This window comes from Phytohabitans sp. LZ39, from assembly GCF_059359075.1.
The window spans coordinates 355,489-381,790 of record NZ_JCADBM010000002.1 but is presented as its reverse complement, the minus strand read 5'-3'; the positions used below and the strand labels follow the sequence as shown (position 1 = coordinate 381,790).

Genomic DNA, 26,302 nt, shown 5'->3' with positions numbered 1-26,302 from the left:
GAGCCGACGAGAAACTGATGAGGGATGTCATGCAGCTACGCGCGATCGCCGTCTGTGCGATCCTCCCGGCGCTGGCCCTGACGGCGTGCGACCCGCTCGGCGGCGAGTCGGCCAGCGGCACCGGCCCGCGCTCGGTGAGCGTGCAGATCGCCCAGCCGCGACACCTGCTGCCGACGAACACGAACGACCCGGACGGCGCCCAGGTGCTCTCCGCGCTGTTCGCCCCGCTGGTCACCTACGACGGCGACCACCGCCCGCGCGAGCTGGCCGCCGAGTCGATCAAGTCGACCGACCGCCGGGTCTGGACCATCACGCTCAAGGACGGCTACACGTTCCACAATGGCGAGAAGGTGACCGCCGACAGCTACATCAACGCGTGGAACTACGGCGCCTACGCGCCCAACAGGCAGAGCAACGGCTACTTCTTCGCCAAGATCGGTGGGTACGCGGACACCCAGCCCACCGACCCCGACGGTGCCGGCCCGCAGCCGGTCGCCGAGCCGAAAGCCAAGACCCTCTCCGGCCTCAAGAAGCTTGACGACCGCACCTTCCAGGTCACGCTCTCCACGCCGTTCACCGAGTTCAAGGCGATGCTCGGCGACACCGCTTTCTACCCGCTCCCCACCTCCGCGTGGAAGGAGCCGGGCGTGCTGGCCGACGGCTTCGAGGACGCGATCGTGGGGCAGGGGCCGTTCAAGCTCAAGGGCGGCTGGCGAGACAAGTCGGCGATCGAGGTCGAGCGCTTCGACGCGTACCCGGGCGACAAGCCCAGCGTCGAGAGCGCCGCATTCCGGGTCTACGACAACCTCGCCAAGGCGTACGAAGACGTCCGCGACGGCGACCTCGACGTGATCCGCACGATCCCCGCCGAGCAGGTGACCAGCGCGGCCAAAGACCTCGACGGCCGGGCCGGCAGCAGCCCCGACTCGACGATCCAGTTCCTCGCGTTCCCGGCGTACCGGCCCGAGTTCTTCAAGGGAAGCGTGCGGCGCGCGGTCTCGATGGCGATCGACCGGGACGCGATCGTCACGTCGGTGTTCCACGGCGCGCAGCGGCCCGCCCGCTCGTTCGTCGCGCCCGTCGTGACCGGCTACCGCGAAAACAGCTGCGGCGCCGCCTGCGAGTTCGACCCCGCCGAGGCCAAGCGCCTCTACACCGAGGCGGAAGGCCCCGCCACGCTCCAGATCAGCTACAACGACGACGGCGGCCACAGGGCCTGGGTAGAGGCGACCTGCGCGCAACTCCAGGCCAACCTGGGCGTCCAGTGCACGGCGGTGGCCGAGCCACGCTTCGGCGACCTGCTCGCCAAGGTCGAGCAGCACAAGGCGGTCGGCCTGTTTCGGATGGGGTGGCCGATGGACTACCCCTCGATGGAGAGCTACCTCGCCCCGCTCTACTCCACCGCCGGCTCGTCCAACTACGCCGGCTACCGCAACGCCCGCTTCGACACCCTCGTCAACGACGCGATGCAGGCGCCCGACGAGGCGGCGACGATCAAGAAGTACCAGGAGGCCGAGGACATCCTCGCCCGGGACATGCCGGTGGTCCCGCTCCGCTTCGGCCAGAACAACTACGGCTACTCAGCCCGCGTCGGGGGTGTCGAGCTCGACATCTTCGGCCGGGTGAGCCTCACGAAGATCACCGTCAGCGCCGCCGCTTGATCGAAGAAGATTCGAGCTACCGCGACGTCCTCGCCTGCGGCCTCCGCGGACGTGGCGGTAGCTCGAATATCGATGTCGCGGTAGCTCGGATATCGATCAGTGGAAGAAGTGGCGTGTCCCGGTCAGGTACATGCTTATGCCGGCCGCGTTGGCGGCGGCGATGACCTCTTCGTCGCGGACCGAGCCGCCCGGCTGCACGACCGCGCGGACGCCCGCCTCGGCCAGCACCTCCAGCCCGTCGGGAAACGGGAAGAACGCGTCCGAGGCGGCCACCGCGCCGGCCGCCCGGCCGCTGGAGCGGGTCACCGCCAGGCGTGCGGAGTCGACGCGGTTGACCTGGCCCATGCCGACGCCCACGGCGGCGCCGTCGGCGGCGATCAGGATCGCGTTGGACTTCACGGAGCGCACCGCGCGCCAGGCGAACGCGAGGTCACGCAGGTCGTCGACCGGCTCGCCGGCCACGAGGCGCCAGGTGGCGGGGTCGTCGCCGGGCGCGCCGATGCGGTCGCTGATCTGGACCAGGACGCCGCCGCCGACGGGGCGCCACTCCGCGGGCAGCGGCTGCCACGGCGGGGCGACGAGGATGCGCAGGCTTTTCTTGGCGGACAGCAACTGCACCGCACCGTCCTCGTAGGACGGTGCCACGATCACCTCGGTGAAGACGTCGGCCACCTGCTTGGCCATCTCGACCGACACCGGGCGGTTGACCGCGATCACGCCGCCGAACGCCGACACCGGGTCGCACGCGTGCGCCTTGCGGTGGGCCTCCGCGACGTCGGCCGCGATCGCGATCCCGCACGGGTTGGCGTGCTTGATGATCGCCACGGCCGGGTCGCCGAAGTCGTTGGCGGCGCGCCAGGCCGCCTCGGCGTCGACGTAGTTGTTGTACGACATTTCCTTGCCGTGCAGCTGCTCGGCCTGCGCCAGCCCGGGCGGCGAGTCCGGGTTGAGGTAGAGCGCGGCCTCCTGGTGCGGGTTTTCGCCGTAGCGCAGCACGTCCGCCCGGCGCAGCGCCAGCCCGGCGAAGGCCGGCCAGCCGCGCGGGTCGGGGTCGAGCACGGCCGCCGTCCACTGGGCCACCGCGATGTCGTATTCCGCGATGTCCGCGAACGCGCGAGCCGCGAGCGACTTGCGCTGCGCCAGCGTGAAGCCGCCGCCGTCGAGGGCCTCCAGGAGCATTGGGTACAGGGAAACGGAGGTCACCACGGCGACCGAGGCGTGGTTTTTCGCGGCGGCGCGCACCATCGCCGGCCCGCCGATGTCGATCTGCTCGACGCAATCGTCTTCGCTCGCGCCCGAGTCGACCGTCTCGCGAAACGGGTAGAGGCTGGAGACCAGCAGGTCGAACGGGCGCACGCCCAGCTCCGCCAGCTGCGCCTCGTGGGCCGGGAGTCGCAGGTCGGCCAGCAGGCCCGCGTGGATCGCCGGGTGCAGCGTCTTCACCCGGCCGTCGAGGGTCTCCGGAAAGCCGGTCACGTCTTCGACCCGGGTCACCGGCGCACCGGCCGCCTCGATCGCCGCGGCGGTGGAGCCTGTGGACACCAGCTCGACGCCGGCCTCGTGCAGCGCCTTGGCCAGCTCCGGCAGGCCGGTCTTGTCGTACACGCTGATGAGGGCGCGCCGGATCGGACGCCGCCCCTCCGCGGAGCGCTGTGCCTGCCGCGCTCCGTCGCTCGGCGCTCGTCCTCCGTCGTGCCCAAGGCCCGTAGCCTCGCGACTCCCGCTCATGGGATCGTGACCTTTCTTCCCGTGATGGTCCAGCCCTCGCGGACCAGGCGGCCGACCGACTCGACGAGCTGGCGCCGCTCGGCCTCCTTGATCCGCTCGGTGAGCGTCTCCTCCGTGTCTTCGGGCAGCACGGGCACCGCGACCTGGGCGATGATCGGCCCGGTGTCGACGCCGGCGTCCACGAAGAACAGCGTCGCGCCGGTCACCCGCACCCCGTAGGCGAGCGCGTCGCGCGGGCCGTGCATGCCGGGAAACGCGGGGAGCAGCGAGTTGTGCGTGTTGATGTAGCGGTCGCCGAAAGCCTCGAGGAACGCGGCGCCGACGAGCTTGAGGAAGCCCGCGGAGATGACCAGGTCGGGCTTGTACTCGGCGACGTGCGCGGTGAGCGCGGCGTCCCACTGCTCGCGCGTGGGGTAGGCGCGGACGGAGTCGACGAAGGTGGGCACACCCGCCGCGGCCGCCCGGTCGAGGCCGGCGATGGCGTCACGGTCGGCACCCACGGCCACCACCCGGGCCCCGTACGCCGGGTCGCCGGCGGCGTCGAGCAGGGCCTGGAGATTGCTGCCCGAGCCGGATACCAGGACCACGAGACGAGCGGGATCACGCACGTCGAAACCCTACCGGGACCTCGCGGAGTGGCGATGACCAGGTACGCTGCCGGTCGCCGTGGGTCACCCGGCAGGAGGACCCAGCACCCTCGTCATCAAGGAGCTCCGATGCAGCCCGGCTATCCAGGCCAGGACCCGTACGGCCAGCAGCCTCAGGACCCTAACGCGCAGCCACCCTACGGCCAGCCCCAGTACGGTCAGCCGCCCACCTCTGGCCAGCCTTACGGTCAGCCGACCTCTGGCCAGCCGAGCTCCGGGCAGCCGTACCAGGACCCTTACTCCGCGCCGCAGCAGCCCTACCAGGACCCGTACGCCGCTCAGCAGCCGTACCAGGATCCGTACGGGCAGCAGCCCACCTCGGGCCAGCCGTACCCGCAGGCGCCGATCTACCCGGGCACGGGCTACGGCCCGCCGGCGCCCACGGGGCAGAACAACACGCAGGGCCTGCTCGCCATGATCTTCGGCATCGCGTCGATCCCGCTGGCCCTCTGCTGCGCCCTCCTCGGCCTGGGCCTCGGCATCGCCGGCGCGGTGCTCGGCCACCTGGGCCGCAACAAGGCCGACCAGGGCCTGGCGAGCAACCGCGGGCAGGCGCAGGCCGGTTTCATCACCGGCATCATCGGCGCCGTCATCGGCGTGGCCAACGGCATCCTCGGGCTGGTGCTCAACATCAGCTACTACTAGCGACTCGCCCAGGCGGCGGGGCTTGACGAGCATGTGATCAAACGCGAGCATCGTCCAGCCACGTCTATCCATCGGAGAAAGAAATTGGGGAGGAACAGAAAGTGACATACCCGCCACCCGCCGCGCAGCCGGCCAACGACAAGACGACCCTCTGGGGCGTTCTGGGCATCGTCCTCGGCCTCATCTGCTGCTGGCCCGCCGGCGTCGTTTTCGGCATCCTGGCTCTCCAGGAGGCGAAGAAGGCCGGCAAGCCGCCGACGCTGGCCTACCTCGCGTTCGCCGCGAGCGCGCTCAACCTGATCGTCGGCATCATCTACATCGCCGGTCGCTGACCTCAGGCGACCGCGTCGGGGCGTTCCGGGTGCACCGGGGCGCCCCGAGCTGTTTATGGCCCGGTGAACGCCCTCGTGCCGGCCGCGCCGATCACCGCGCCGACCGCCACGACCACCGCGGACATGACCACCACCTGCCACGCGACCGGCCCGATCTCCGCCATCCGCCCGCCGCCGAGCGAGCCGCCGGAGACGAGTGCACCCGCGCCTAGCACCAGGCCGGCGACCGGCCCGGACAGCAGCGCCGCGCCGAGGACCGCCCGCCAGCGGGCCGACCGGTCCGCCCGCAGCATGCGACGGGCGAGCAGCCAGCCGGCGGCCATCCCGGCCACGACCGGCACCGCGAGCAGGGCCGCGCCGGCACCGCCCAACGGGCCCTCCGGCAGCCCGGCCAGCAGCGGCACGGCGGGCAGCGCGCCGATCGACACCTCGGTGGTCCGCACGACCGTGTCGGTGCCGACCGCGAACCCGGGGCCGAGCAGGTAGGCGGCGGACCAGACCGCGGCGTTCGGCGCGTAGGCGACGCAGACGAGCGTGATGCCGGCCTGGCCGGTGACCCCGGTGCGGTACGCGCCGAGCATCTCGCTCGCGTCGCCCCCGCCCAGCGCCACGGCGAGCCCGGCCGCGCCCGCGCCCGCGCCGAACACCAGGAACGCGGCCACCACACCGGTGCGCAGCCCGTCGCGCAGCACGCCCGGCATCCGGCGGGCCACCAGCCGGAGCGCGCCGGTCGTGCGGAGCGCGCCGACCAGCGCGGCGGCGGCCCCGAACGCGGCGAGCGTCAGCCCGGCCCGGAGTGGCGAGGCGGAGACGTTTCCGGTGTTGAGGATGACGGCGGCGAGCAGGCCGATCACCCCGTACGCGAGGCCGACCGCGCCCGCGACGGAGAGCGCCTGAACCGGCGTGCCGCGGTGACGCGCGCCGATGGCCCGGCTGACGTGCACCCCCGCGCGGGATACCCGCCACGCCGCGAGCGCGGCCAGCGCCAGCGGGGCGAGGCCGATCGGCCCGGTGGGGGTGTCCAGCGGTACGCCGTGCCCGAGCAGCCAGCCGGCCAGGCCGAGGCGGGCCGCGCCGGGCGGTGAGCCGGCGTCCTCGGCGAACTGGGCCATGCCCAGCACGACGGCCACCGGCAGGTACGAGATGAGGGCGGCCCAGAGCGTCGCCACGGCGACGGCCACCGGGAGCGGGGCACGGCGGGCTCGCCGGACGGGGCGGCCAGGGTGGGCGCCGCGGCCCGGGCCAGAGCGCTGGCTAGGCAGCCGGACGGTTTCCTGCTCCCGGACCGTGATGCGCACAGTCTCCCTGTTGGCCGGGTTTTCCGGCTCGGGCTGGTCAGGGGTGGTGGCGGACATCAGGCCCTACTCTGACACGCGGCGGGCCCCGCTCGATGGCGACACCACCGTCGATCATGGTGTTCTCGGGGCAATATGCGGGCATATCAGGACGTTTTCGCGCTAGCCTCTGCCCAGGACCGCGATCATCGGGGGTCGCGGACGTGACCCGCGGAGATCAGCATGAGCGAACCATATCCGCCACCCGCGGCGGCTCCGTCCAACGACCGCACGACGCTCTGGGGCGTGCTCGGCATCGTCATCGGCCTGATCTGCTGCTGGCCGGCCGGTCTCGTCTTCGCGTTCCTCTCCTTCCGCGAGGCACGGAAGGTGGGCAAGCCGCCGACGCTGGCCTACATCGCGTTCGCCTGCTGCGCGATAGGCATCATCTGGAACATCATCTACGCCGCCACCCGCTAGCCGGCCACGAGAAAGTCCAAACCCAAGAAGCTTTGGGCTACCGCGATATCCGTCGTGGTCCAGACCGTTGCTCCCGCGGCCTCACCCGTCCGCTGTTGGTCGAGGTGTCGTTTTCGCGACGCCTGGCGGGTTGGGCTTGTCGCGCGGACCCGGCAGCGGAGGTCGGGGGTTTCGGCTCGCCCCGCGAGCCGCCGACCTCCGCGGTCTCCGGCGGGAGCGGCGGTCCGCAGCTGACGCGGCCCGGGACATGGGTTCTCGCAAACGATCAGGCCCGGACCGCTGTCGCGGGCCGGGCCTGAGGCGGTTCTGAGATCAGCTCATCAGCTCGCGCATGAGGCGGGCTGTCTCGCTCGGGGTCTTGCCGACCTTGACGCCGGCGGCCTCGAGCGCGACCTTCTTGGCGTCGGCCGTGCCGGACGAGCCGGAGATGATCGCGCCCGCGTGGCCCATGGTCTTGCCGGGCGGCGCGGTGAAGCCGGCGATGTAGCCGACCACCGGCTTGGTCACGTTGGCCTTGATGAACTCGGCGGCCCGCTCCTCCGCGTCGCCACCGATCTCACCGATCATCACGATCGCGTCGGTGTCGGGGTCGTCCTGGAACGCGGCCAGCGCGTCGATGTGCGTCGTGCCGATCACCGGGTCGCCACCGATGCCCACGCAGGTGGAGAAGCCGATGTCGTTCAGCTCGTACATCATCTGGTAGGTGAGCGTGCCGCTCTTGCTCACCAGGCCGATGCGGCCGGCCCCGGTGATGTCGGCCGGGATGATGCCGGCGTTGGAGGCGCCCGGCGAGGCGATGCCGGGGCAGTTGGGCCCGACGATGCGGGTCTTCTTGCCCTTCGAGACGTTGTACGCCCAGAAGGCCGCCGTGTCGTGCACCGGGATGCCCTCGGTGATCACCACGGCGAGCGGGATCTCGGCGTCGATCGCCTCGATGACCGCCGACTTGGCGAACGCCGGTGGCACGAAGATGACCGTGACGTCGGCGCCGGTCTCCTTCATCGCGTCGGACACGGTCGCGAAGACCGGCAGCGCGGTGCCGTCGAAGTCGACCGTCTGCCCGGCCTTGCGCGGGTTGGTGCCGCCGACCACGTGGGTGCCCGCGGCGAGCATCCGCCGGGTGTGCTTGGAGCCCTCGGAACCGGTGATGCCCTGGACGATGACCTTCGAGTCCTTGGTCAGCCAGATTGCCATGATCAGACTCCTGCCGCGGCGAGCTCGGCGGCGCGCTTGGCCGCCCCATCCATAGTGTCCACCCGCTCGACCAGCGGGTTGTCCGCGCCGTCGAGGATGGCTCGACCCGCCTCCGCGTTGTTGCCGTCGAGGCGGACGACAAGCGGCTTGGTGACCCGCTCGCCGCGCTGCTCGAGCAGGGCGAGCGCCTGCACGATGCCGTTGGCCACCTCGTCGCAGGCGGTGATGCCGCCGAAGACGTTGACGAACACGCTCTTGACGGCCGGGTCGGAGAGCACGATCTCCAAGCCGTTGGCCATGACGGACGCGCTCGCGCCGCCGCCGATGTCGAGGAAGTTGGCCGGCTTGGCGCCGCCGTACGCCTCACCCGCGTAGGCGACCACGTCGAGAGTGGACATGACCAGGCCCGCGCCGTTGCCGATGATGCCGACCTCGCCGTCGAGCTTGACGTAGTTGAGGTCCTTCTCCTTGGCGCGCTGCTCCAGCGGGTCGACCGACGCCTGGTCGACCAGCGCCTCGTGCTCCGGGTGGCGGAAGTCCGCGTTGCCGTCGAGCGTCACCTTGGCGTCGAGGCACAGCACCTGCCCGCTGTCGGTCTTCGCCAACGGGTTGACCTCGACCAGCGTCGCGTCTTCGGAGACGAACGTCTGCCAGAGCCTCACCGCGATGTCGACGACCTGGTCGGCCACGTCGGCCGGGAAGCCCGCCTGCGCGACGATCTCGCGCGCCTTGGCCTCGGTGACGCCTTCGACCGCGTCGATGGCGACCTTGGCCACCTTCTCCGGCGACTCTTCGGCCACCTGCTCGATCTCCATGCCGCCGGCGACGCTGGCGATGCAGAGGAAGGTGCGGTTGGCGCGGTCGAGCAGGTAGGAGAAGTAGTACTCCTCGGCGATGTCCGCGGTCACCGTCAGCATGACCTTGTGGACCGTGTGACCCTTGATGTCCATGCCGAGGATGTTCGTGGCGTGGGCCACCGCCTCCTCGGCGCCATCGGCGAGCTTGACCCCGCCGGCCTTGCCCCGGCCCCCGACCTTCACCTGGGCCTTGACGACTACGCGTCCGCCAAGGCGCTCGGCGATCGCGCGGGCCTCCTCCGGGGTCGTGGCGACGCCACCGGCCAGCACGGGCAGCCCGTGCCGGTCGAACAGCTCGCGCCCCTGGTACTCGTACAGGTCCACGTAGCACCCTCAGCGTGAGAAAACGGTTTGACGCCTGTCATCGGAAAGAAACAGGCCATTGGGCGCAGCCTAGCGACAGCCGAACAGCTGGCAACCGAACGGGTGACCGGTGTGCGGTACTGCACAGCAGCGGGGTTCAGGTGACGTGCATCCGGCCGCCGGAGAAGTGCGCGACCGCCGCGATGATCTCGGCTTCGGGGCGGTCGGCGAAGTTGAGCGGCGCGGTGAAGCCGGTGCCGAAGACCATCTGCTGCATGCCCGAGTCGAGCGCGGTGAAGGCGCCGAGGTTGGCGCCGGTACGCGGGTCGCGCGGCTTGACGCAGAGGTTCTTGTCGAACGCCCACCGCCGCTGGTAGACCCGCTCGATCGCCTCCCACGGCAGCCAGATCGCCTGCCCGCGAGTGGGACGCGTCTTTATCCAGAGGCCGGCCGGGCCGATCGCGAGCACCGGGCCGCCGGAGGCGAGCAGCCAGATCTGTAGGCCGAAGACGAGCCCGAAGAAGGCCGCGAAGCAGCCGAACGTGGCGAGCGCGACGAGCGCCTCTCCGGACGAGACGCCGATGCACGCGGCGAGGACGAAGGCGATGCCGCCGAAGATGCCGCCGACCAGGAGCACCCGCTTTTTGACGCTGTGCCGGGCGACGAAGGGCTGGTCCTCGGGGATCCGCTTGGTCACCGGCGGCGGTGGGGGCTGCTGGTGCCACGCCTGCGGCTGTTGGGGGTAGCCCTGCGGTGGCTGCTGTGGATACGGCTGCTGGTGCGGGTGGCCCTGCGGCTGTTGTGGGTAAGGCTGCTGCGGGTATGGCTGCTGAGGCGGGTATCCGCCTGGCTGCGGCGGCTGCCAGCCGCCGGGAGGGGGCTGCGGAGGGACGGTCACGAGCGCACACGTTACGCGGGAATCTTTTTGCGACGGCCGCGTAACCCCCTGTGAAGGGCGTCGTTGATTCAAGTGTCTGAGCGATACAGCGACGACGAAGACGGCCGATGCCCTGTCGGTCGAGGGGTGGCGGCGGGGCATCGTGCATAGAGAGGCCGGACGTGTGAGGGGTGCGTCCGGCCTCTCCCTTTTCGTCTACAGCGTGTGATGCTATCCCACTGGCTGAGTAACGTTCGCCCGTACCCATTCGACGATGGACTGTGTCGTGGCACCGGGCGTAAATATCTTCGCTACACCGAGTCGCTCAAGTTCTGGAATGTCGGCGTCAGGAATGATGCCGCCACCGAAGACGACGATGTCGCTCGCATCCCGCTCGGCCAGCAGCTCCAGCACCCGCCGGAAGAGCGTCATGTGCGCCCCGGAGAGCACCGAGAGGCCGACGGCGTCGGCGTCCTCCTGGATGGCGGTCTCCACGATCTGCTCCGGCGTCTGGTGCAGCCCGGTGTAGACGACCTCCATGCCCGCGTCGCGCAGTGCTCGCGCGACAACCTTCGCACCGCGGTCGTGCCCGTCAAGACCCGGCTTGGCGACGACGACCCGTATCCGAGAACTCATCAGCACTGCACCTTCCCCGACCGCATGCTCGGCCCTGACCGCATTGCTCACCTGAACGAACGGTAACCCCTCGGACGCGCAGCGAAGCAGCAGGGGCCGCGAACGTCCTATGAGGAGGGCAAGCATTTACGACTGTTGAATGGGTCACATAACTATCAGTATTATTCGATGTGACGGAACGCTACTAACGAGCCGGCTCGCAAATAGTAACGAATTCCGGCATTCCACAACGGACAGTACGCAGTTCTGTAGCGAATTTGCCTGTTCGGGTTGTGACACGCCCACTCGCTTAGTTACGGTGTCCCACGGCTGTCATCCCGGCCCCCACGAGATGACAGCGCGGCGACCGAGCGTTCACCCCCCTCATTTGAGACGCTCGTCAGCCGCCAGCCTATGGATCACGGAGGATGTGCGTGCGCCAGCGCTTGTCGTCTGAGCCCGACCGCTACCGCGGTCGACGGCGCGTCCCCACACCCCCGCGCAGCCGCTACGCGGCAGTTGTCACGACCGCGTTTGTCGGCGCTGGGATCGTGGCGCTCGGTGCGGGCGCCATGCCGGACGCGAAGACCGTCGACCCGTCGGCGATCGCCGACCTCGACCAGGCATCGACCCAGCAGGATCTCGCCGAGCGCGCCGAGGACGCCAATCGCGCGTCCCGCGACGGGCGGTCCGACACAGCCGCCCAGCCGGCCTCTGACGACGTGTGGCGGCTTCCGCTGCACGGCTACGAGTTCACCTCGGCCTACGGCATGCGCTGGGGCCAGCTGCACGCTGGCGTCGACCTGGCCGCCCCGGAGGGCACGCCGTACGTCGCGGTGCACGCCGGCACGGTCAAGCTCGCCGGTTACTACGGCGGCTACGGCTACGCGGTGATCGTCGACCACGGCAATGGCATCGAGACCATCTACGGCCACTCGTCGCAGGTCGCGGTGCAGGCCGGCGAGCAGGTGAAGGCGGGCGACACGCTCGGATACGTGGGCAGCACGGGCCACGCCTACGGCAACCACCTCCACCTCGAGGTGCATGTCAACGGCCAGCCGCGCGACCCGATCCCGTGGTTCCGCGACCGCGGAGCGGACATCAAGCTAGAAGTCGAGGCAATTTCCACCGACGTAGCGGCCTCCTGACCCTGCGTATTGTGCCTCCAACCGCCCACGCCTGCCGGTGTGGGCGGTTTTTTCATGCCCTCGACCACGCAAAGTTTCCCTGGTCACAGCCTTGATTGTGACCGACGCCACCGCTGAGCCCAAGGGAATTACCGGGTAGTAACCCGCAAATCCGGGCAAAGTGGCGTACCCTCCGGCGAACTCCTGTCGATGGCTCCTCCCACCCCTTCCCGTGGTGAACGGCCGGCAAACAAACATTTCCCGGTCCGACAAACCACGGAGGTCCCCCCGTGCAAAGCACGTCCCCCCATGTACCAACCCACGCCCGCCCCCGCGGTCGTGAGGTCATCCGGCACCGGGTACGCACCCGGCTCAGCGGTCGCGGCCGCTTCGTCGTGCCCGCCGCGATCCTGCTCCTCGGCCTGCCCGTCGCCGCCGTCTCCGCGGCCGTGAGCGGCGGCGAGCCCGAACCGGCCAGCACGCTCGCGGTCGCCGCCGGCCAGCAGGCCCGCGCCGAAGCAGCCGACCGCGCGGACCGCGCCGAACGCCCCCCGGCGTCCGCGTCGCCCTCGGCCTCCACCCAGGCTCCGGCCAAGGCAGCACCCCCGAAGGCCGCCGCCCCCGCCGCGCCCGCCCCGAAGGCGACGACGGCCAAGCCGAAGGCCGCCATCCCCGCCTGGGTCACCCCGATGCCCGGAGCCGAGATCACGTCGTGCTTCGGGCAGCGGTGGGGCGTACTGCACGCGGGCATCGACCTCGCCGCCGACGAAGGCACTCCGATCCACGCGGCCGCCGCCGGCACGGTACTCGCGGCCGGCTGGGTCTACGCCGGGTACGGCATCTCGGTGATGATCGACCACGGCGGCGGTGTACAGACCCACTACGCCCACCAGTCGCGCACCGTCGTGCAGCCCGGCCAGAAGGTCAAGGCCGGCCAGGTCATCGGCTACGAGGGCTCCACCGGCGACTCGACCGGCCCGCACCTGCACTTCGAGGTGCACCAGGGCCTCTGGAACCAGATCAACCCCGCACCGTTCCTGCGCTCCCAAGGGGTCAATCTGGGCTGCTGAGCAAAAGCGGATCTGCCCGCGTCCGCGTCACCTGCGGACCGCATGCTCCCGCGGGCCGCCGGGTCCGCGGGTCAAGCCCAGGCCGGAGCTGGTCCGGCCTCGCCCGATTGGCGAAGATGCGCGTTGCTGTCGCCCGCGACGTGTCAATCGCCCTTCCATCAACGGATCGTGGTACCGAACTGCCCCTGGAGGGGCAGGAAAGTACCACGATCCGTTCGCGCGACGCCCTTTCTCCCGCCGATCAAGGAATCCTGCCGCAGCGTCGTCCTGGTCAGGACTCGACGTGGCATTCACTCGCGGCGACCACGCCTCCATGGCTACCCTCGCCGCGTATCCGCCAGGAACATTGTGGACAAAACGTCTACCGCCCACCGGGAGCCGCGAGTCAAGCCTTCAGGCCCTACGGTCACCAACCCCGGGCCGCCCGCGGCTGCCTCTCGCCGTGGCCTGAGGCCGGCCTCGCCGGCCACCGTTCGTGACGCGGCGTCAGCAGGCTAAGGCAAGAAACTTCGAGATCTAGGAGGGTTAGGGTTGATATGGCGCCCGAACTCTCCTAGATCTCGAGTCTCGGACCGCACGCACAGCGACGATGGTTACTCAGGGCGACGAAGTCCTCGTTTGCGATCTCGCCGCATGTTCGGCGACGGGCATTGTGGACAAACACCGCCGCACCGCAGGCCGCGCATCCGCCGGGCCAAAGGGGTGACCGCGACCACACGCGAGGGTGAGGCCGCGGGAGCAGCGGTCTGGGCCACGACGGACGTCGGCGCAATTCGGGTCAGGGTCTGTGGCCGCCGCCCACCGAAGCCACCGCGACCCCGGAAGCGCTCTAGATCTTTTCGATCGGAGCGTGCCGGAGCACGATCCACATGATCTGGTCGCCGAAGTCGACCTTTGCCTGGGCCCTGGCGCCGTAGCCCTCGACCTCGACGACGCGGCCCATGCCATAGCGCTGGTGGTTGATGCGGTCGCCGGCGGCGACGCTGGGCACCTGGGGCAGGTCGCTGGCGGTGGCGAGCTTGGCGCCGTCGACGCCCAGGCGCTCGGCCAGGCGGGCGGCCTTGGCGGTGCCGCCGGTGAAGGTGCCACGGCTCGCCCCGGCGCCGGACGACCGGCCGCCGATGCCGCCGCCGGTGCCGGACCACGACGTGTACGCCGCGTCGGTGCGCTCCCACCGCACCAGGTCGCCGGGCAGCTCGGCGAGGAAGCGGGAGGCCGGGTTGTATTGCGGCTGGCCCCACGCGCCCCGGGTCATCGCGCGGGAGATGTAGAGGCGCTGGCGGGCGCGGGTGATGCCGACGTACGCGAGGCGGCGCTCCTCCTCCAGCTCGCGGGTGTCGCCCAGCGAGCGCAGGTGTGGGAAGACGCCGTCTTCGAGCCCGGTCAGGAACACCACCGGAAACTCCAGGCCCTTGGCGGTGTGCAGCGTCATCAGCGTGACCACGCCCTGGTGGTCGGGGTCGTCGGAGGGCACCTGGTCGGCGTCGGCGACGAGCGCCACCTGCTCCAGGAAGCCAGCCAACGTGGCCCCCTCGCCGCCCTCTTCGGCCTGGGCCTCGGCACGCTCGGTGTACTCCCGGGCGACGCTCACGAGCTCCTGGAGGTTTTCCACCCGGCCGGCGTCTTGCGGGTCGAGGCTCTCCTCCAGCTCGGCGAGGTATCCCGAACGCTGGAGCACCGCCTCCAGCACCTCCTCGGGCGGCGCGGTCTCGGCCAGCTCGCGCACGGTGTCGAGGAGGGCCACGAAGTCGGCGATGCCGTTGGCCGCGCGGGTGGAGATGCCGGGCGCCTCGGCGGCGCGGCGCAGCGCGGCACCGAACGAGACGCGGTCGCGGCTGGAAAGGGCCTCGACGCACGCCTCGGCGCGGTCGCCGATGCCCCGGCGCGGGGTGTTGAGGATGCGCCGGATGCTCACCGTGTCGTCGTCGTTGACTACCGCGCGCAGGTAGGCCAGCGCGTCGCGGACCTCTTTGCGCTCGTAGAAGCGCACGCCGCCGACCACCTTGTAGGGCAGGCCGACCCGGATGAAGACCTCTTCGAACACACGCGACTGGGCGTTGGTCCGGTAGAACACCGCGACGTCGCCGGGGCGGGCCTCGCTCGCGTCGCAGAGGCGGTCGATCTCGCGGGCCACCCAGTCGGCCTCGGCGTGCTCGGTGTCCGCGACGTATCCGACGATCTGCTCGCCCTGCCCCTGCTCGCTCCAGAGACGCTTGGGCTTGCGTGAGCTATTGCGGTCGATGACGGCGTTGGCCGCGTTGAGGATGGTCTGGGTGGAGCGGTAATTCTGCTCCAGCAGGATCGTGCGCGCGTCGGTGAAGTCGCGCTCGAACTCCAGGATGTTGCGGATCGTGGCGCCGCGAAACGCGTAGATCGACTGGTCGGCGTCGCCGACGACACATAGCTCCGCCGGCTCCAACCCCGGCGTGCCCGAGACCAGCTCTTTGATCAGCACGTACTGCGCGTGGTTGGTGTCCTGGTACTCGTCGACGAGCACGTGCCGGAAGCGCCGCCGGTAGGTCTCGGCCACGTGCGGGTGTGACTGGAGCAAGTGGACGGTGGTCATGATGAGGTCGTCGAAGTCGAGCGCGTGGGCCTCCTTGAGGCGCCGCTGGTAGAGCGTGTATGCCTCGGAGATCGCCCGCTCGGCCGGACCCTTGGCGCGCTCGGCGAAGCTCTCCGGGTCGATCAGCTCGTTTTTCAGGTTGGAGATCTGGTGGGCCAGGCCACGCGCCGGGTAGCGCTTGGGGTCGAGGTCGAGCTCACGGGCCACCATCTGCATCAGCCGGCGGGAGTCGTCGGCGTCGTAGATCGAGAACGTCGACTTGAGCCCGGCGTGCTCGTGCTCGGCCCGCAGGATGCGCACACAGGCGGAGTGGAAGGTCGACACCCACATGAGCCGCGCCCGGCCGCCGACCAGCGCGGCCACCCGCTCCTTCATCTCACCGGCGGCCTTGTTGGTAAACGTGATCGCGATGATCTGGCCCGGGTGCACGTCACGGGCGGCCAGCAGATAGGCGATCCGGTTGGTGAGCACGCGGGTCTTGCCCGAGCCGGCACCCGCCACGATCAGGAGGGGCGAGCCGGCGTGGACCACCGCGTCCCGCTGCGGCCCATTGAGCCCCTCCAGCAGCTTTTCCGGCTCGAGCCGAGGCCGCCTGGGCCGCTTGGGCTGCGCCTCCGGCTCCTGAGCGGCGGAATCGCCGCCCTCCGCCTGGGCGTCCGTCTGGGGGGTGTCGAAGAGAGCATGCATCGCTCAGCGAGTCTATGCCGCCCCTCCGTCAGTTTCGGGCGCTGGTTGTCGCGTCGCGGGTCCGCGACGCGACAACCAGCGCCAAGTAGCAAGGTCACATCCCGTTCGCGCGCCGTATGGCTACTAAACCGTCACCCGGGGGCCCTGGTGCGATCATGCCGCGACGAGAAATATGGCCTCTGTTGTTCTCGCACATGCACATATGCACATTAGGGAGAGACACCATGACCCCATCGCGCTCGCGCGGCTGGGGGGTGCTGCGTAACCTCGCCGTACCCGCCCTCGCGCTGGCCGTTGTCGCAACAGTGCCGTTCAGTTCTCCCGACTCCGCCGAGTCCGACCAGGCGGCCGCCGCCTGGACCCCGATGTCCCCGGTCTCCGTGTCGTACGAGCTGGCCGGCCACGGCAAGGGCGACCGGACCGCCAAGGGCAACCTGCTGGGCTTCAACGACTTCCACGGCGCGATCGACCCGCCCACCGGCAGCGGCGGCCTGGTCAACGGCACCCCGGCCGGCGGCGTGGAGTACCTGACCACCTGGATCAAAAAGCTGCGCGCCGAGGCCACGGCCGAGCGGCGCACCTCGCTGACCGTCGGCGCGGGTGACCTGGTCGGCGCGACGCCGCTGGTCAGCGCGGCGTTCCACGACGAGCCCGCGGTCGAGCTGCTCAACAACGCGGGCCTCCAGATCAGCTCGGTGGGTAACCACGAGTTCGACGAGGGCACCACCGAGCTGCGCCGCCTCCAGCGCGGGGGCTGTCACCCGGTCGACGGGTGCCAGGACGGCGACGGCTTCAAGGGCGCGAAGTACAACTACCTCGCCGCCAACGTGGTGAAAAAGGACTCCGGCCTTCCACTGCTGCTGCCGGTCGACATCCGCATCGTCGACGGCGTCCCGGTCGGCTTCGTGGGCATGACGCTCAAGGGCACGCCCTCGATCGTCAACCCGGCGGGCATCACGTCCGTCGAGTTCCGCGACGAGATCGAGACCGCCAACAAGTGGGCCACCCTGCTCCGCTTCGTCGGCGTGAAGTCGATGGTGCTGCTGATCCACGAGGGTGGCGCCCAGTCGGCCCCGCCTACTCCCCAGCCCGTCGACGGGTGCGCCAACTTCGCCGGCCCGATCACCAACATCGTGGCGGGGCTGCGTCCCGAGTTCGGCATCGTGGTCTCCGGCCACACGCACCGCTTCTACTCGTGCCAGCTGCCGAACTCGTCGGGTGCCCCGACGGTGGTGACGAGTGCCGGCAGCAACGGCGTGCTGGTGACCGACATCGACTTCACGCTCGACAGGCGCAGCGGCAAGTTCGCCGAGATCGCCGCCCGCAACGTCATCGTGGAAAACGGCGTCCGCAACCCGGACGGCAGCTGGCAGACCGACGCGGGCGGCGCGTTCGTGCGCAACCCCGCCCTCGTCGACGCGAGCGCGAAGAAGATCGCCGACAAGTACCGCACGGCGGTCGCGCCCATCGCCAACCGTGTGGTGGGCAAGATCACGGCAGACATCACCAACACCGCCAACGCGGCCGGCGAGAGCGCGCTCGGTGACGTGATCGCCGACGCCCAGCTCGGTTACACCGCCGCGGCCGGCGCCCAGATCGCCCTGATGAACCCGGGCGGCATCCGCGCGTCGATGACGTTCGCCAACTCGCCCGGCGGCGAGGCACCCGGCGACGTCACGTACGGCGAATGCTTCACGGTGCAGCCGTTCAACAACCTGGTGGTCACCCAGACACTCACGGGTGCCCAGCTCAAGGAGGTGCTGGAGCAGCAGTTCGTCGGGTTCGGCGGGCAGACGGTGCAGCGCATCCTCCAGGTTTCGGCCGGCTTCACGTACTCGTACAACTCCACACAGGCGCCCGGCTCCAAGGTGAGCAACCTGGCGCTCAACGGCACGCCGATCGACCCGGCGGCCACCTACCGCGTCACGACGAACGACTTCCTGGCCAACGGCGGCGACGGGTTCTCCCGGCTCACCGCGGGCACGGATCGGGCCACCGCGCCCGGGTTCGACATCGACGCGCTGGTGGCACACCTCGGCGCCGGCGCTCCGGTGGCGCCCGGCCCGCAAAACCGGATCACGAAGACCGCCTGAAAACGGGTAGGAGCGGCCTCGCCCACGCGGGGCCGTTCCTTGCACCCGGCCAGAGCCGCTGGCATACTTCAGCGCGTGATCCAGCAGGTGCGGCGTTACTTTAGCTACGGCTCCGGGAGTCCGGCAGCCGTAGGTCGCGCCTGATCACAAGACCTACCAAAAGCCCCGGGCTCCTGGAGCCCGGGGCTTTTGGCGCTCTGGGCACCAGCTGACCGGACAAACACCCAGGGAGTACCCGATGGCCACCGACGTGGCGGAACAGCCCGGCACCCCGGCGAGCAACGGCGATACGGGCACGAACGCCCCAGACGCGGCGGAGAGCATCCTCGCCATGCGTGAACGCATCGACGAGATCGACAGCCAGCTCATCGCCCTCTGGCAGGAGCGCGCGCGCCTCTCCCAACGCGTGGGCGCCACCCGCCTGGCCTCCGGCGGCACGCGGCTCGTCCTCTCCCGCGAACGCGAGATCGTCGACCGCTTCCGCTCCGCCCTGGGCGCCGACGGCACCCAGCTCGCCCTCCTCATCCTCCGCGCTGGCCGAGGGCCTCTGTAGGCCTGATCGGGGGCTCAGGCGACACAACCCCGATGGTCTCGGTGGCGGGCCGGATCCTCGCCGCCGTAGGGGCGGGGTGGGTTGTGAACCGCGGAGGGTGAGGCCGCGGGAGCAGCGGTCCGGACCACGACGGACATCGCGGTAGCTCAAATCTTCTGGATCGGGCTTTGCGGCCGCTCGACTGGCGCGGTTCGAGACTGCTGGGGCCGTGGGGTAACCCCGCGGCCCCAGAACCTCACAGCGTGCGAGTCGGAAGCTCCGTCAGGTCGCTCGCCTCGTGCGACACCACGATCTCGCGCTTTTCGGCGAAGTGGCAGGCGCTCGGGTGGTCGGAGCCGGGGCGGGCCACGAGCTGCGGCACCTCGACGGCGCAGATCTCCTGGGCCTTCCAGCAGCGCGTGCGGAAACGGCAGCCGGACGGCGGGTTGGTGGGGCTCGGCACGTCGCCGGTAAGCCGGATGATCGCCTTGCTCTTTCGGCTGTTGGGGTCGGGCACCGGCACCGCCGAGAGCAGGGCCTGGGTGTACGGGTGGGTCGGGCGCTCGTAGATCTCGTCTTCGGTGCCGAGCTCGACGATCTTGCCGAGGTACATCACCGCGACGCGGTCGGCGAGGTGGCGGACCACGGACAGGTCGTGCGCGATGAAGATGTACGACAGGCCGAACTCGTTCTGGAGCTTCTCCAGCAGGTTCATCACCTGGGCCTGGATCGACACGTCCAGGGCGCTCACCGGCTCGTCACAGACGATGATCTCGGGCCGCAGCGCCAGCGCGCGGGCGATGCCGATGCGCTGCCGCTGGCCGCCGGAGAACTGGTGCGGGTAGCGGTTGATGTGCTCGGGGTTGAGCCCGACCACCTCCAGCAGCTCCTGCACCTTCTGGCGCCGGCTGCCCTTGGGCGCCACCTCAGGGTGGATCTCGTAGGGCTCGCCGACCAGGTCGCCGACCGTCATGCGCGGGTTGAGCGAGGTGTACGGGTCCTGCATCACCAGCTGGATGTTGCGGCGCAGCCGGCGCAGGCCGCCGGCGCCCAGTTTGTAGATGTCCTGGCCGTTGAAGGTGACGCCGCCGCTCGTCGGCTTTTCCAGGTGCATCAGCACCTTGGCCAGGGTCGACTTGCCACAGCCGGACTCGCCCACGATGCCGAGCGTCTCGCCCTTGTGCAGGTCGAACGAGACGCCGTCGACCGCCTGCACGTGGCCGACCGTCTTCTTGAACACCACGCCGCGGGTGACCGGGTAGTACTTGACCAGGTCGCGGGCCTCGAGGATGGTCTCAGTCACGTTTCACAAGCTCCTCGGCGAAGTGGCAGGCGCTGGCCCGGGTCGGGCCGAGCTGGAGCAGCGGCGGCACCTTCTCCTGGCAGACCGGCTGCGCCATCGGGCAGCGCGGGTGGAAGGGGCAGCCGGGCGGGATCTTCAGCAGGCTCGGTGGGAGCCCGCGGATGGTCCGGAGCTGCTGCCCCTTTTCGTCGATGCGCGGGATCGACTCCAGCAGGCCCAGTGTGTAGGGATGCGCCGGCTTCGCGTACAGCTCGTGGACGTTGGCCTCTTCGACGATGCGGCCCGCGTACATCACCGCGATGCGGTCGGCCACGTCGGCCACGACACCGAGGTCGTGCGTGATCAGGATCAGGCCCATGTGGCGCTCGCGCTGGAGGTCGGCGAGCAGGTCCATGATCTGGGCCTGCACGGTGACGTCGAGCGCGGTGGTGGGCTCGTCGGCGATCAGCACCTCGGGGTCGAGGGCCAGCGACATCGCGATCATGACGCGCTGCCGCATGCCGCCCGAGAACTGGTGTGGGTACTCGTTGACCCGCTGCTTCGCGTTGGGGATCTTGACCTGGTCGAGCATCTCGGCCGCGCGCTTTTTGGCGTCCTTGCGGCTCATGCCGCGCCGGATCCGGAACTGCTCGGCGATCTGGAACCCGACGCTGAAGACCGGGTTGAGCGCGGACAAGGCATCCTGGAACACCATCGCGATGCCCTCGCCCCGGATGCGGCGCCGCTCCTCGGTCGACATCTTGAGCATGTCTTTGCCGTGGAAGCGGATCTCGCCGCCGGTGACGAACCCGGGCGGCGTGTCCAGGATGCCCATGATCGTCTGGGCGGTCACGCTCTTTCCGGAGCCGGACTCGCCCAGCACGGCGAGCGTCTCACCCGCGTCGACGTGGTAGGTGACACCGTTGATGACCTTGGCAACGCCGTCGCGCGTGCGGAACTCGACGCGCAGATCCTCGACCTCGAGCAGGCGCCCGGTCGGGTGCCCCACGGTCGCGGCTTCGGGCTGGTCGGCCACGTACAAATCGGACAACTGGGTCTCCTACCGCATCTTCGGGTCGAGAGCCTCGCGCACCGCTTCGCCCAGCATGACGAAGCTGAGCACGGCGAGGACGAGGGCCGCGGCCGGGAACAGCAGCATGTACGGCGAGACCCGGATGAGGTTCTGCGCGTCACTGATCATGACGCCCCAGGACACCACCGGTGTCTGTAGCCCGACGCCGAGATACGACAGCGCGGCCTCGGCGCTGATGAACGCCCCGACCAGGATCGTCGCGTACACCAGCACGGGTGCCAGGCAGTTGGGGATCAGGTGCCGGAAGATGATCCGGGTGTTGCTGGCCCCGAGCGCCCGCGCCGCGATGATGTAGTCCGCGTTTTTCGTGGCGAGCACCGTCGACCGCATGATCCGCATGGACACCGGCCACGCCAGCACGATCAGCGCGAGGATCACCATGCCCATGATCGACCACTCACCACGGTGGGCACCCGGCCCGTTGAACGTGCTGAGGATGACGATCGCGCCGAGGATGAACGGAAGGCCGAAGAACACGTCGGCGATCCGGGACAGGAGCTGGTCGATCCAGCCGCCGCGGAACCCGGCGATGACTCCGACGGTCGCCCCGATCAGGACCGTGCCGAGCGTCGCGGTGAGCGCGACGATGATCGACGCGCGGCTGCCGTAGATCACCCGGGCGTAGATGTCTCGCCCCTGGATGTCGGTGCCGAACCAGGCGTCGCCGGATGGCCCCTGGCGGCTGCGCGACAACGTGCCGAAGTCGGGATCGGTCTGGGTGAACAGCCACGGGAAGGCGGCCATCACCACGAAGAACAAGATGAACCCGGCCGAGATCCAGAAGAGCGGCTTGTGCCGCAGGTCGTACCAGGCGTCACCGAGCAGGCCGCGAGGCTTTTCCTTGCGGTCGCCGGGCTTGCCGGCGTCGGGTGGGGTGGTCTCGCTGACCGGACCGGGTAGCTCGGCCTGCGGTGCCGTGACCATCGCAGCAGTGGGGTCACTCATAGCGGATCCTCGGGTCCAGGGCGGCGTAGAGGAGGTCGACCAGCAGGTTCATCAGCAAGTAAACCATCACCAGGACCACCACGATGCCGACCACGGTAGCGCTTTCCTTGGTGACGATCGCCCGGTAGACCGCGCCGCCGATGCCGTTGATCCGGAAGATGCCCTCGGTGATGATCGCGCCGCCCATGAGCGAGCCGAGGTCGGTGCCGAGGAACGTGACTACGGGGATCAGCGAGTTGCGCAGCAGGTGCACACCGACCACGCGGCGCATCGGCAGCCCCTTGGCGATGGCCGTGCGCACGTAATCGGCCCGCCGGTTTTCCGCGATGCTCGTGCGGGTGAGCCGGGCGACGTACGCCATGGAGCCGCTGCCGAGCACGAAGCCGGGGACGATGAGGTCTACCCAGGGCGCCCCGTCGCGGACCGTCGGCTCGATGATGCCCAGCTCGACGCCGAGCAGGAACTGGAGCACGAAGCCGAGGACGAAAACCGGGATCGCGAGCAGGAAGAGCGTGGAGACCAGGACCAGGTTGTCCAGGAAGCCGTTGCGCCGCAGCCCGGTGAGCACGCCCGCGGTGAGCCCGATCACGGCCTCGATGGTGAGCGCCATGGCCGCGAGCTTCAGCGTATTCGGATACGCCTGAATGATGATGTCCGAGATGGGCCGCTGACCGAACGTTTCGCCGAAATCGCCGGTGAGCAGGTTGCCCATGTAGTGCAGGTACTGCAACGGCAACGGGTCGTCTAGGTGGTACTTCTCAGTCATGCTCGCGATGAATCCGGGCGAGCACGGTCGTTCGCCGCATTTGCCGGCAAACGGGTCACCGGGTACGGACCACACAAGCCAGTAGATGAGCAGCGTTGTTCCGAAGAACACGGGGATGAGTTGGAGCAGCCGCCTCAACACGTAACGGCCCATGGGTTCCTCCAGGACGGGGGCGCCGCGCCGGCGCCCGACACGGTGTGGGTCACACGCCGGGGGTGATGACGCGCTTCCACGTGTGAACTACCCCAGGTCCGGCCCGCAAACGCGGCGAGCCGGACCCGGGGCTGAGCCGCCGTTACGCGATTTCGACCTTGGAGAGGTCGAGCTCGCCCACGTTGGTGGTCTCAACGTTCTTGAGCTTGGTGGAGTAGCCGGACTGCTCCTCGACCGTCACGATCGGCATGGACGGGGCGTCCGCGTCGATCAACTTCGTGGCCTCGGCGAACTTGGCGTGCGCCGCGTCCACGTTCGCCGCGCCGACACCCTCCTTGAAGAGCGCGTCGACCTGCGGGTTGCTGTAGCCACCGTCGTTGGAGGAACCACCGGTGACGTACAGCGGGCCGACCCAGTTCTCCACGTCCGGGTAGTCCTGCTGCCAGGCCGCACGGTACGGGCCGTCCATCTTCTTCGCGTTGATCCGCTCACGGAGCGCGGCGAAGGTCGGGATGCCCGTGGCGACCGCGTCGATGCCAAGAACGTTCTTCACGCTGTTGGCGACGGCCTCCATCCAGGCCTTGTGGCTGGCGTCGGCGTTGTAGTAGAAGGTCATCTTGCCCTGGAAGCCACCGGCCTTCTGGTAGAGCTCCTTGGCCTGCGCCTCGTTGAACGTGCAGATCGTGCAGTCGTTCGCGCCGTTGCCCGGAGCGAGGGGGTTCGACCACGTCGTCGCCGGCTTGCGCGAGTTGAAGAAGATCTTCTCCGCGATCTCCTGCCGGTTGATCGCGAGCGATACCGCCTTGCGCAGGTCGGGGTTCTGGAAACGCTTGTCGTACAGGGGGAAGGAGATGATCTGGGTCACCGGGGTGGCCTTGCTGATCGCCCGCTCGCCCAGGTCGGTCTTCCACTGGTCACCGGCCAGCGCCGTGACCGGGACCTGCTGCATGAAGTCCAGGTTGTTGGCAAGCAGGTCGTTGTAGGCCGCGTCGTCCGACTGGTACAGCTTGACCTTGACGTCCTTGATCTTGACCTTGTCCGACAGGTTGTAGTCGTCGAAGCGGGTCAGGTTGATCTCGACGTCGTTGGTCCAGCTGACGAACTTCACGGCGCCGTTGCCGATCGGCTTCTTGCCCCACTCGGCCTTGTCCGCCGCGGCGAAGAAGGCGTCCGGCATCGGCACGAACGCGCTGTAGCCCAGCTTGACCGGCCAGATCGAGAACGGCTCGGAGAGCGTCACGGTGAACGTGTGGTCGTCCACGACCGCCAGGCCGGACATCGTCTTGGCCTTGGGCTCCGGCGCCTTCTGCGGGCCGTCGTCGTCCGGGTCGGCACTCGTGACGTCCTGGTAGCCCTGGATCTCAGCGAAGAAGCTGGCACCCTGCGCGCCGTTCGGCGTGTATGCCGCCCAGTTCCACGCGTCGACGAAGTTCTTCGCCTTCACCTCGGTGCCGTCGTGGAACTTGGTGCCCTTCTTGATCTTGATCGTGTAGACCTTGGAGTCGGTCGTGTCGATCGACTCGGCAAGCAGGTTGCTCGACTCACCAGTGGTGTTGTCGTACTGAGTCAGACCGCTCCACAGGTAGTCGACGACCTTGCCGCCACCGGTCTCAGTGGTGTTCGCCGGCACCAGCGGAACCTCTGGCTCGGTGCCATTGATCGTGATAGCGGCGTTGGCGTTCTTGTCGCTGCCTGTGTCCTCGCCGCTATCGTCTCCGCCACTGCAACCTGCCGCGACGAGCGCGAGGGCAGCCACTGCCGCGGCCGCACTCGCACGCCTCGAGACTCTCATTTCTCAGGGCCTCCCTTGTGTCATTGCTGTTGTTCCTCGGTATTCGCACAGCTACGGGTCGGTGCCGGCCGATGGTCCGCGGCAAATCGTGCTGCCAGCACGCTACCGCCGGGGATCGGCGGGGCCCTGACAGGTCGATGATCCGCCGAGATCGGCCGCCACCACCGCTGACGCGCGGAACGCCGCGGAGGCTCCTGAGTCGCGGACAGCCTTGGGTGCGGCGTCTGCGTGCATGACCTTGCCTCCTGGGCGCGGTGCTGGGCGGGTGAGGTGCTGACACTGTGACACCACGCGCCCACGAACGTGAAGGAGCGTTATCAACCCGATATTCGGCCGGGACGCTGCCGATACGGTGTAGAGATCGTTTTGGGGCCCGAAAAGTGGCCTCTGACCTGCCCTTTTTCCGACGAACGGCCAGACTTGTCGCCGACGTACCATGGGTTGTCGTGACGTTTCCACCCTCCGCTCCCGCACTCTCCGACGTTCGACGCGCACTTGCCGTGTTCGCTCATCCCGACGATGTCGACTTCGGTGCGGCGGGCACCGTGGCCGGATGGGTCGACAGCGGGATCGAGGTCGCCTACCTGATCGTCACCCGCGGCGACGCCGGTGGCTTCGACGACACCCCGAGGGGACAGATCCCCATAATTCGACAAAAGGAGCAGGAAGCAGCGGCGGCCGCCGTCGGAGTCGGGCAGGTCGACTTCCTCGACGGGTATGCCGACGGCGCCGTCACGCCCAGCCTGGCGCTCCGGCGGGACATCACGGCGGCGATCCGCCGGTGGCGGCCGGACCGGATCCTCACCAGCGCGCCGCTCCGTCGCTGGGAGCGGCTGGCTGGCCCGAGCCACCCGGACCACCTCGCGGTGGGGGAGGCCACGACGTGCGCCATCTACCCGGACGCACGCAACCCGTTCGCCTACCCGGAGCTGCTCCGGGACGAAGGGTTGGAGCCGTGGGTGGTGCGGGAGGTGTGGTTCTCGGGCGGACCGGACCCTGACCATGCCGTCGACGTCACGGAGGCGTACCCGAAGAAGATCGCGGCGCTGCACGCACACGCATCGCAAACCTCCCATCTGGACCTTGACGCCCTGCTGCGCGATCGACTGGCCGCCGTCGCGAAGGCCGCCGGGCTGCCCGCCGGCCGGCTCGCCGAAGCGTTCACGGTCCTACGTACGGAATAGAACGCCGACCCAGGCACAGATGGTTGTCGTTGAAATGAGGCTCTGTTTCCCAAAAGGTTCGTCGAGGCGAGCCGGTCTCCGGCGGTGAGTCACGCGGGAGGGGTCGGGGTCCGTTCGAGACAGGTTTCCCGGATCCGCGTCAGCTGCGGACCGCCGCTCCCGCCGGAGACCGCTACGGCCGGCGGCTCGCCAGGGCTCGCCGAAACCCCGGCCTCCGCTGCCACGCCCGCGCGGCAAGCCCTGGCGAGGAGATCGTTGTCCTTGAGACCCCAGCCGGGGCCGTAAGGGCCCGGCGCAGCCGCCGGGTTGAGCGCGACCAGCGGCGGACGGGTGAGGCCGCGGGAGCAACGGCACGGACCACAACGGGCATCGCGGTAGCTCACATCTTTTGTCCAAGCA

General features: G+C 69.4%; 22 protein-coding genes. 9 read left to right on the top strand and 13 right to left on the bottom strand.

Annotated features, from left to right (window positions below; genetic code table 11):
- Positions 1-29 precede the first annotated feature (29 nt).
- Positions 30-1,661 carry a peptide ABC transporter substrate-binding protein gene (locus AC5L36_RS05430; RefSeq protein ID WP_441214485.1) on the top strand — a complete coding sequence of 544 codons (1,632 nt, stop codon included), beginning with the start codon at positions 30-32 and terminating at the stop codon, positions 1,659-1,661.
- 96 nt (positions 1,662-1,757) lie between these two features.
- On the opposite strand, the gene purH is transcribed toward AC5L36_RS05430, so the two are convergent.
- Positions 1,758-3,287: a bifunctional phosphoribosylaminoimidazolecarboxamide formyltransferase/IMP cyclohydrolase gene (purH, locus tag AC5L36_RS05425; RefSeq protein ID WP_441214484.1), complete on the bottom strand. Its 1,530-nt coding sequence runs from the start codon at positions 3,285-3,287 to the stop codon at positions 1,758-1,760.
- Positions 3,288-3,385: 98 nt separating this feature from the next.
- Positions 3,386-3,997: a phosphoribosylglycinamide formyltransferase gene (purN, locus tag AC5L36_RS05420; protein ID WP_441214228.1), complete on the bottom strand. Its 612-nt coding sequence runs from the start codon at positions 3,995-3,997 to the stop codon at positions 3,386-3,388.
- Positions 3,998-4,105: 108 nt separating this feature from the next.
- Between purN and AC5L36_RS05415 the strand changes: the two genes are divergently transcribed.
- Both AC5L36_RS05415 and AC5L36_RS05410 read left to right on the top strand, forming a co-directional pair.
- The gene (locus tag AC5L36_RS05415) at positions 4,106-4,681 is read left to right on the top strand and encodes a DUF4190 domain-containing protein (RefSeq protein ID WP_441214227.1); all 576 of its coding nucleotides are present in this window, start codon (positions 4,106-4,108) and stop codon (positions 4,679-4,681) included.
- A gap of 101 nt (positions 4,682-4,782) precedes the next feature.
- A complete protein-coding gene (locus tag AC5L36_RS05410; RefSeq protein ID WP_441214226.1) occupies positions 4,783-5,013 on the top strand; it encodes a hypothetical protein in 231 nt (76 codons plus the stop codon).
- 53 nt (positions 5,014-5,066) lie between these two features.
- On the opposite strand, the gene AC5L36_RS05405 is transcribed toward AC5L36_RS05410, so the two are convergent.
- Positions 5,067-6,368, bottom strand: coding sequence for a cell division protein PerM (locus AC5L36_RS05405; protein WP_441214225.1), 1,302 nt, complete (start codon positions 6,366-6,368; stop codon positions 5,067-5,069).
- Between the two features lie 162 nt (positions 6,369-6,530).
- Here AC5L36_RS05405 and AC5L36_RS05400 point away from each other — a divergent pair, with 162 nt between their 5' ends.
- Entirely contained in the window at positions 6,531-6,767 is a 237-nt protein-coding gene (locus tag AC5L36_RS05400; protein ID WP_441214224.1) for a hypothetical protein, read from the top strand.
- 312 nt (positions 6,768-7,079) lie between these two features.
- Here AC5L36_RS05400 and sucD read toward each other — a convergent pair whose 3' ends face one another.
- The 4 genes from sucD to icmB all read right to left on the bottom strand — a co-directional run bounded on the left by sucD (position 7,080) and on the right by icmB (position 10,634).
- Positions 7,080-7,961 (bottom strand): succinate--CoA ligase subunit alpha, encoded by an 882-nt coding sequence (gene sucD, locus AC5L36_RS05395; protein WP_441214223.1) that lies wholly within the window; start codon positions 7,959-7,961, stop codon positions 7,080-7,082.
- 2 nt (positions 7,962-7,963) lie between these two features.
- A complete protein-coding gene (sucC, locus tag AC5L36_RS05390) occupies positions 7,964-9,142 on the bottom strand; it encodes an ADP-forming succinate--CoA ligase subunit beta (RefSeq protein WP_441214222.1) in 1,179 nt (392 codons plus the stop codon).
- 136 nt (positions 9,143-9,278) lie between these two features.
- The gene (locus AC5L36_RS05385) at positions 9,279-10,019 is read right to left on the bottom strand and encodes a hypothetical protein (protein ID WP_441214221.1); all 741 of its coding nucleotides are present in this window, start codon (positions 10,017-10,019) and stop codon (positions 9,279-9,281) included.
- Positions 10,020-10,229: 210 nt separating this feature from the next.
- Positions 10,230-10,634, bottom strand: a complete 405-nt coding sequence (gene icmB, locus AC5L36_RS05380) for a coenzyme B12-dependent isobutyryl CoA mutase small subunit (RefSeq protein ID WP_441214220.1) — start codon at positions 10,632-10,634, stop codon at positions 10,230-10,232.
- A 413-nt stretch (positions 10,635-11,047) separates the two neighbouring features.
- On the opposite strand from icmB, the gene AC5L36_RS05375 reads away from it, so the two are divergent.
- Positions 11,048-11,761 carry a M23 family metallopeptidase gene (locus tag AC5L36_RS05375; protein WP_441214219.1) on the top strand — a complete coding sequence of 238 codons (714 nt, stop codon included), beginning with the start codon at positions 11,048-11,050 and terminating at the stop codon, positions 11,759-11,761.
- 269 nt (positions 11,762-12,030) lie between these two features.
- Positions 12,031-12,810, top strand: a complete 780-nt coding sequence (locus AC5L36_RS05370; protein WP_441214218.1) for a M23 family metallopeptidase — start codon at positions 12,031-12,033, stop codon at positions 12,808-12,810.
- Between the two features lie 829 nt (positions 12,811-13,639).
- On the opposite strand, the gene pcrA is transcribed toward AC5L36_RS05370, so the two are convergent.
- Positions 13,640-16,063 (bottom strand): DNA helicase PcrA, encoded by a 2,424-nt coding sequence (gene pcrA, locus AC5L36_RS05365; RefSeq protein ID WP_441214217.1) that lies wholly within the window; start codon positions 16,061-16,063, stop codon positions 13,640-13,642.
- A 224-nt stretch (positions 16,064-16,287) separates the two neighbouring features.
- Here pcrA and AC5L36_RS05360 point away from each other — a divergent pair, with 224 nt between their 5' ends.
- Positions 16,288-18,156, top strand: a complete 1,869-nt coding sequence (locus AC5L36_RS05360) for a bifunctional metallophosphatase/5'-nucleotidase (protein WP_441214216.1) — start codon at positions 16,288-16,290, stop codon at positions 18,154-18,156.
- 238 nt (positions 18,157-18,394) lie between these two features.
- Complete coding sequence (locus tag AC5L36_RS05355) at positions 18,395-18,709, top strand: chorismate mutase (RefSeq protein WP_441214215.1); 315 nt, start codon at positions 18,395-18,397, stop codon at positions 18,707-18,709.
- Positions 18,710-18,944: 235 nt separating this feature from the next.
- Here AC5L36_RS05355 and AC5L36_RS05350 read toward each other — a convergent pair whose 3' ends face one another.
- From AC5L36_RS05350 to AC5L36_RS05330, 5 genes are all read right to left on the bottom strand, one after another.
- Positions 18,945-19,991 (bottom strand): ABC transporter ATP-binding protein, encoded by a 1,047-nt coding sequence (locus AC5L36_RS05350; RefSeq protein ID WP_441214214.1) that lies wholly within the window; start codon positions 19,989-19,991, stop codon positions 18,945-18,947.
- Positions 19,984-21,021 carry an ABC transporter ATP-binding protein gene (locus AC5L36_RS05345; RefSeq protein WP_441214213.1) on the bottom strand — a complete coding sequence of 346 codons (1,038 nt, stop codon included), beginning with the start codon at positions 21,019-21,021 and terminating at the stop codon, positions 19,984-19,986. Before AC5L36_RS05345 ends, AC5L36_RS05350 begins: the two co-directional genes overlap by 8 nt.
- Positions 21,022-21,030: 9 nt before the next feature.
- Complete coding sequence (locus tag AC5L36_RS05340; RefSeq protein WP_441214212.1) at positions 21,031-22,008, bottom strand: ABC transporter permease; 978 nt, start codon at positions 22,006-22,008, stop codon at positions 21,031-21,033.
- Complete coding sequence (locus AC5L36_RS05335; protein ID WP_441214211.1) at positions 22,001-22,927, bottom strand: ABC transporter permease; 927 nt, start codon at positions 22,925-22,927, stop codon at positions 22,001-22,003. The genes AC5L36_RS05340 and AC5L36_RS05335 overlap by 8 nt, the downstream gene beginning before the upstream one ends.
- A gap of 142 nt (positions 22,928-23,069) precedes the next feature.
- Complete coding sequence (locus tag AC5L36_RS05330) at positions 23,070-24,557, bottom strand: peptide ABC transporter substrate-binding protein (RefSeq protein WP_441214210.1); 1,488 nt, start codon at positions 24,555-24,557, stop codon at positions 23,070-23,072.
- A gap of 608 nt (positions 24,558-25,165) precedes the next feature.
- On the opposite strand from AC5L36_RS05330, the gene AC5L36_RS05325 reads away from it, so the two are divergent.
- Positions 25,166-25,903 (top strand): PIG-L deacetylase family protein, encoded by a 738-nt coding sequence (locus tag AC5L36_RS05325; protein WP_441214209.1) that lies wholly within the window; start codon positions 25,166-25,168, stop codon positions 25,901-25,903.
- Positions 25,904-26,302: the final 399 nt, after the last annotated feature.

Coding starts and splice junctions, on each gene's coding strand:
- AC5L36_RS05430 (WP_441214485.1), top strand. CDS start 30: ATGCAGCTACGCGCGATCGCCGTCTGTGCGATCCTCCCGGCGCTGGCC.
- AC5L36_RS05415 (WP_441214227.1), top strand. CDS start 4,106: ATGCAGCCCGGCTATCCAGGCCAGGACCCGTACGGCCAGCAGCCTCAG.
- AC5L36_RS05405 (WP_441214225.1), bottom strand. CDS start 6,368: ATGTCCGCCACCACCCCTGACCAGCCCGAGCCGGAAAACCCGGCCAAC.
- AC5L36_RS05400 (WP_441214224.1), top strand. CDS start 6,531: ATGAGCGAACCATATCCGCCACCCGCGGCGGCTCCGTCCAACGACCGC.
- sucD (WP_441214223.1), bottom strand. CDS start 7,961: ATGGCAATCTGGCTGACCAAGGACTCGAAGGTCATCGTCCAGGGCATC.
- icmB (WP_441214220.1), bottom strand. CDS start 10,634: ATGAGTTCTCGGATACGGGTCGTCGTCGCCAAGCCGGGTCTTGACGGG.
- pcrA (WP_441214217.1), bottom strand. CDS start 16,063: ATGCATGCTCTCTTCGACACCCCCCAGACGGACGCCCAGGCGGAGGGC.
- AC5L36_RS05360 (WP_441214216.1), top strand. CDS start 16,288: ATGACCCCATCGCGCTCGCGCGGCTGGGGGGTGCTGCGTAACCTCGCC.
- AC5L36_RS05355 (WP_441214215.1), top strand. CDS start 18,395: ATGGCCACCGACGTGGCGGAACAGCCCGGCACCCCGGCGAGCAACGGC.
- AC5L36_RS05340 (WP_441214212.1), bottom strand. CDS start 22,008: ATGAGTGACCCCACTGCTGCGATGGTCACGGCACCGCAGGCCGAGCTA.
- AC5L36_RS05335 (WP_441214211.1), bottom strand. CDS start 22,927: ATGGGCCGTTACGTGTTGAGGCGGCTGCTCCAACTCATCCCCGTGTTC.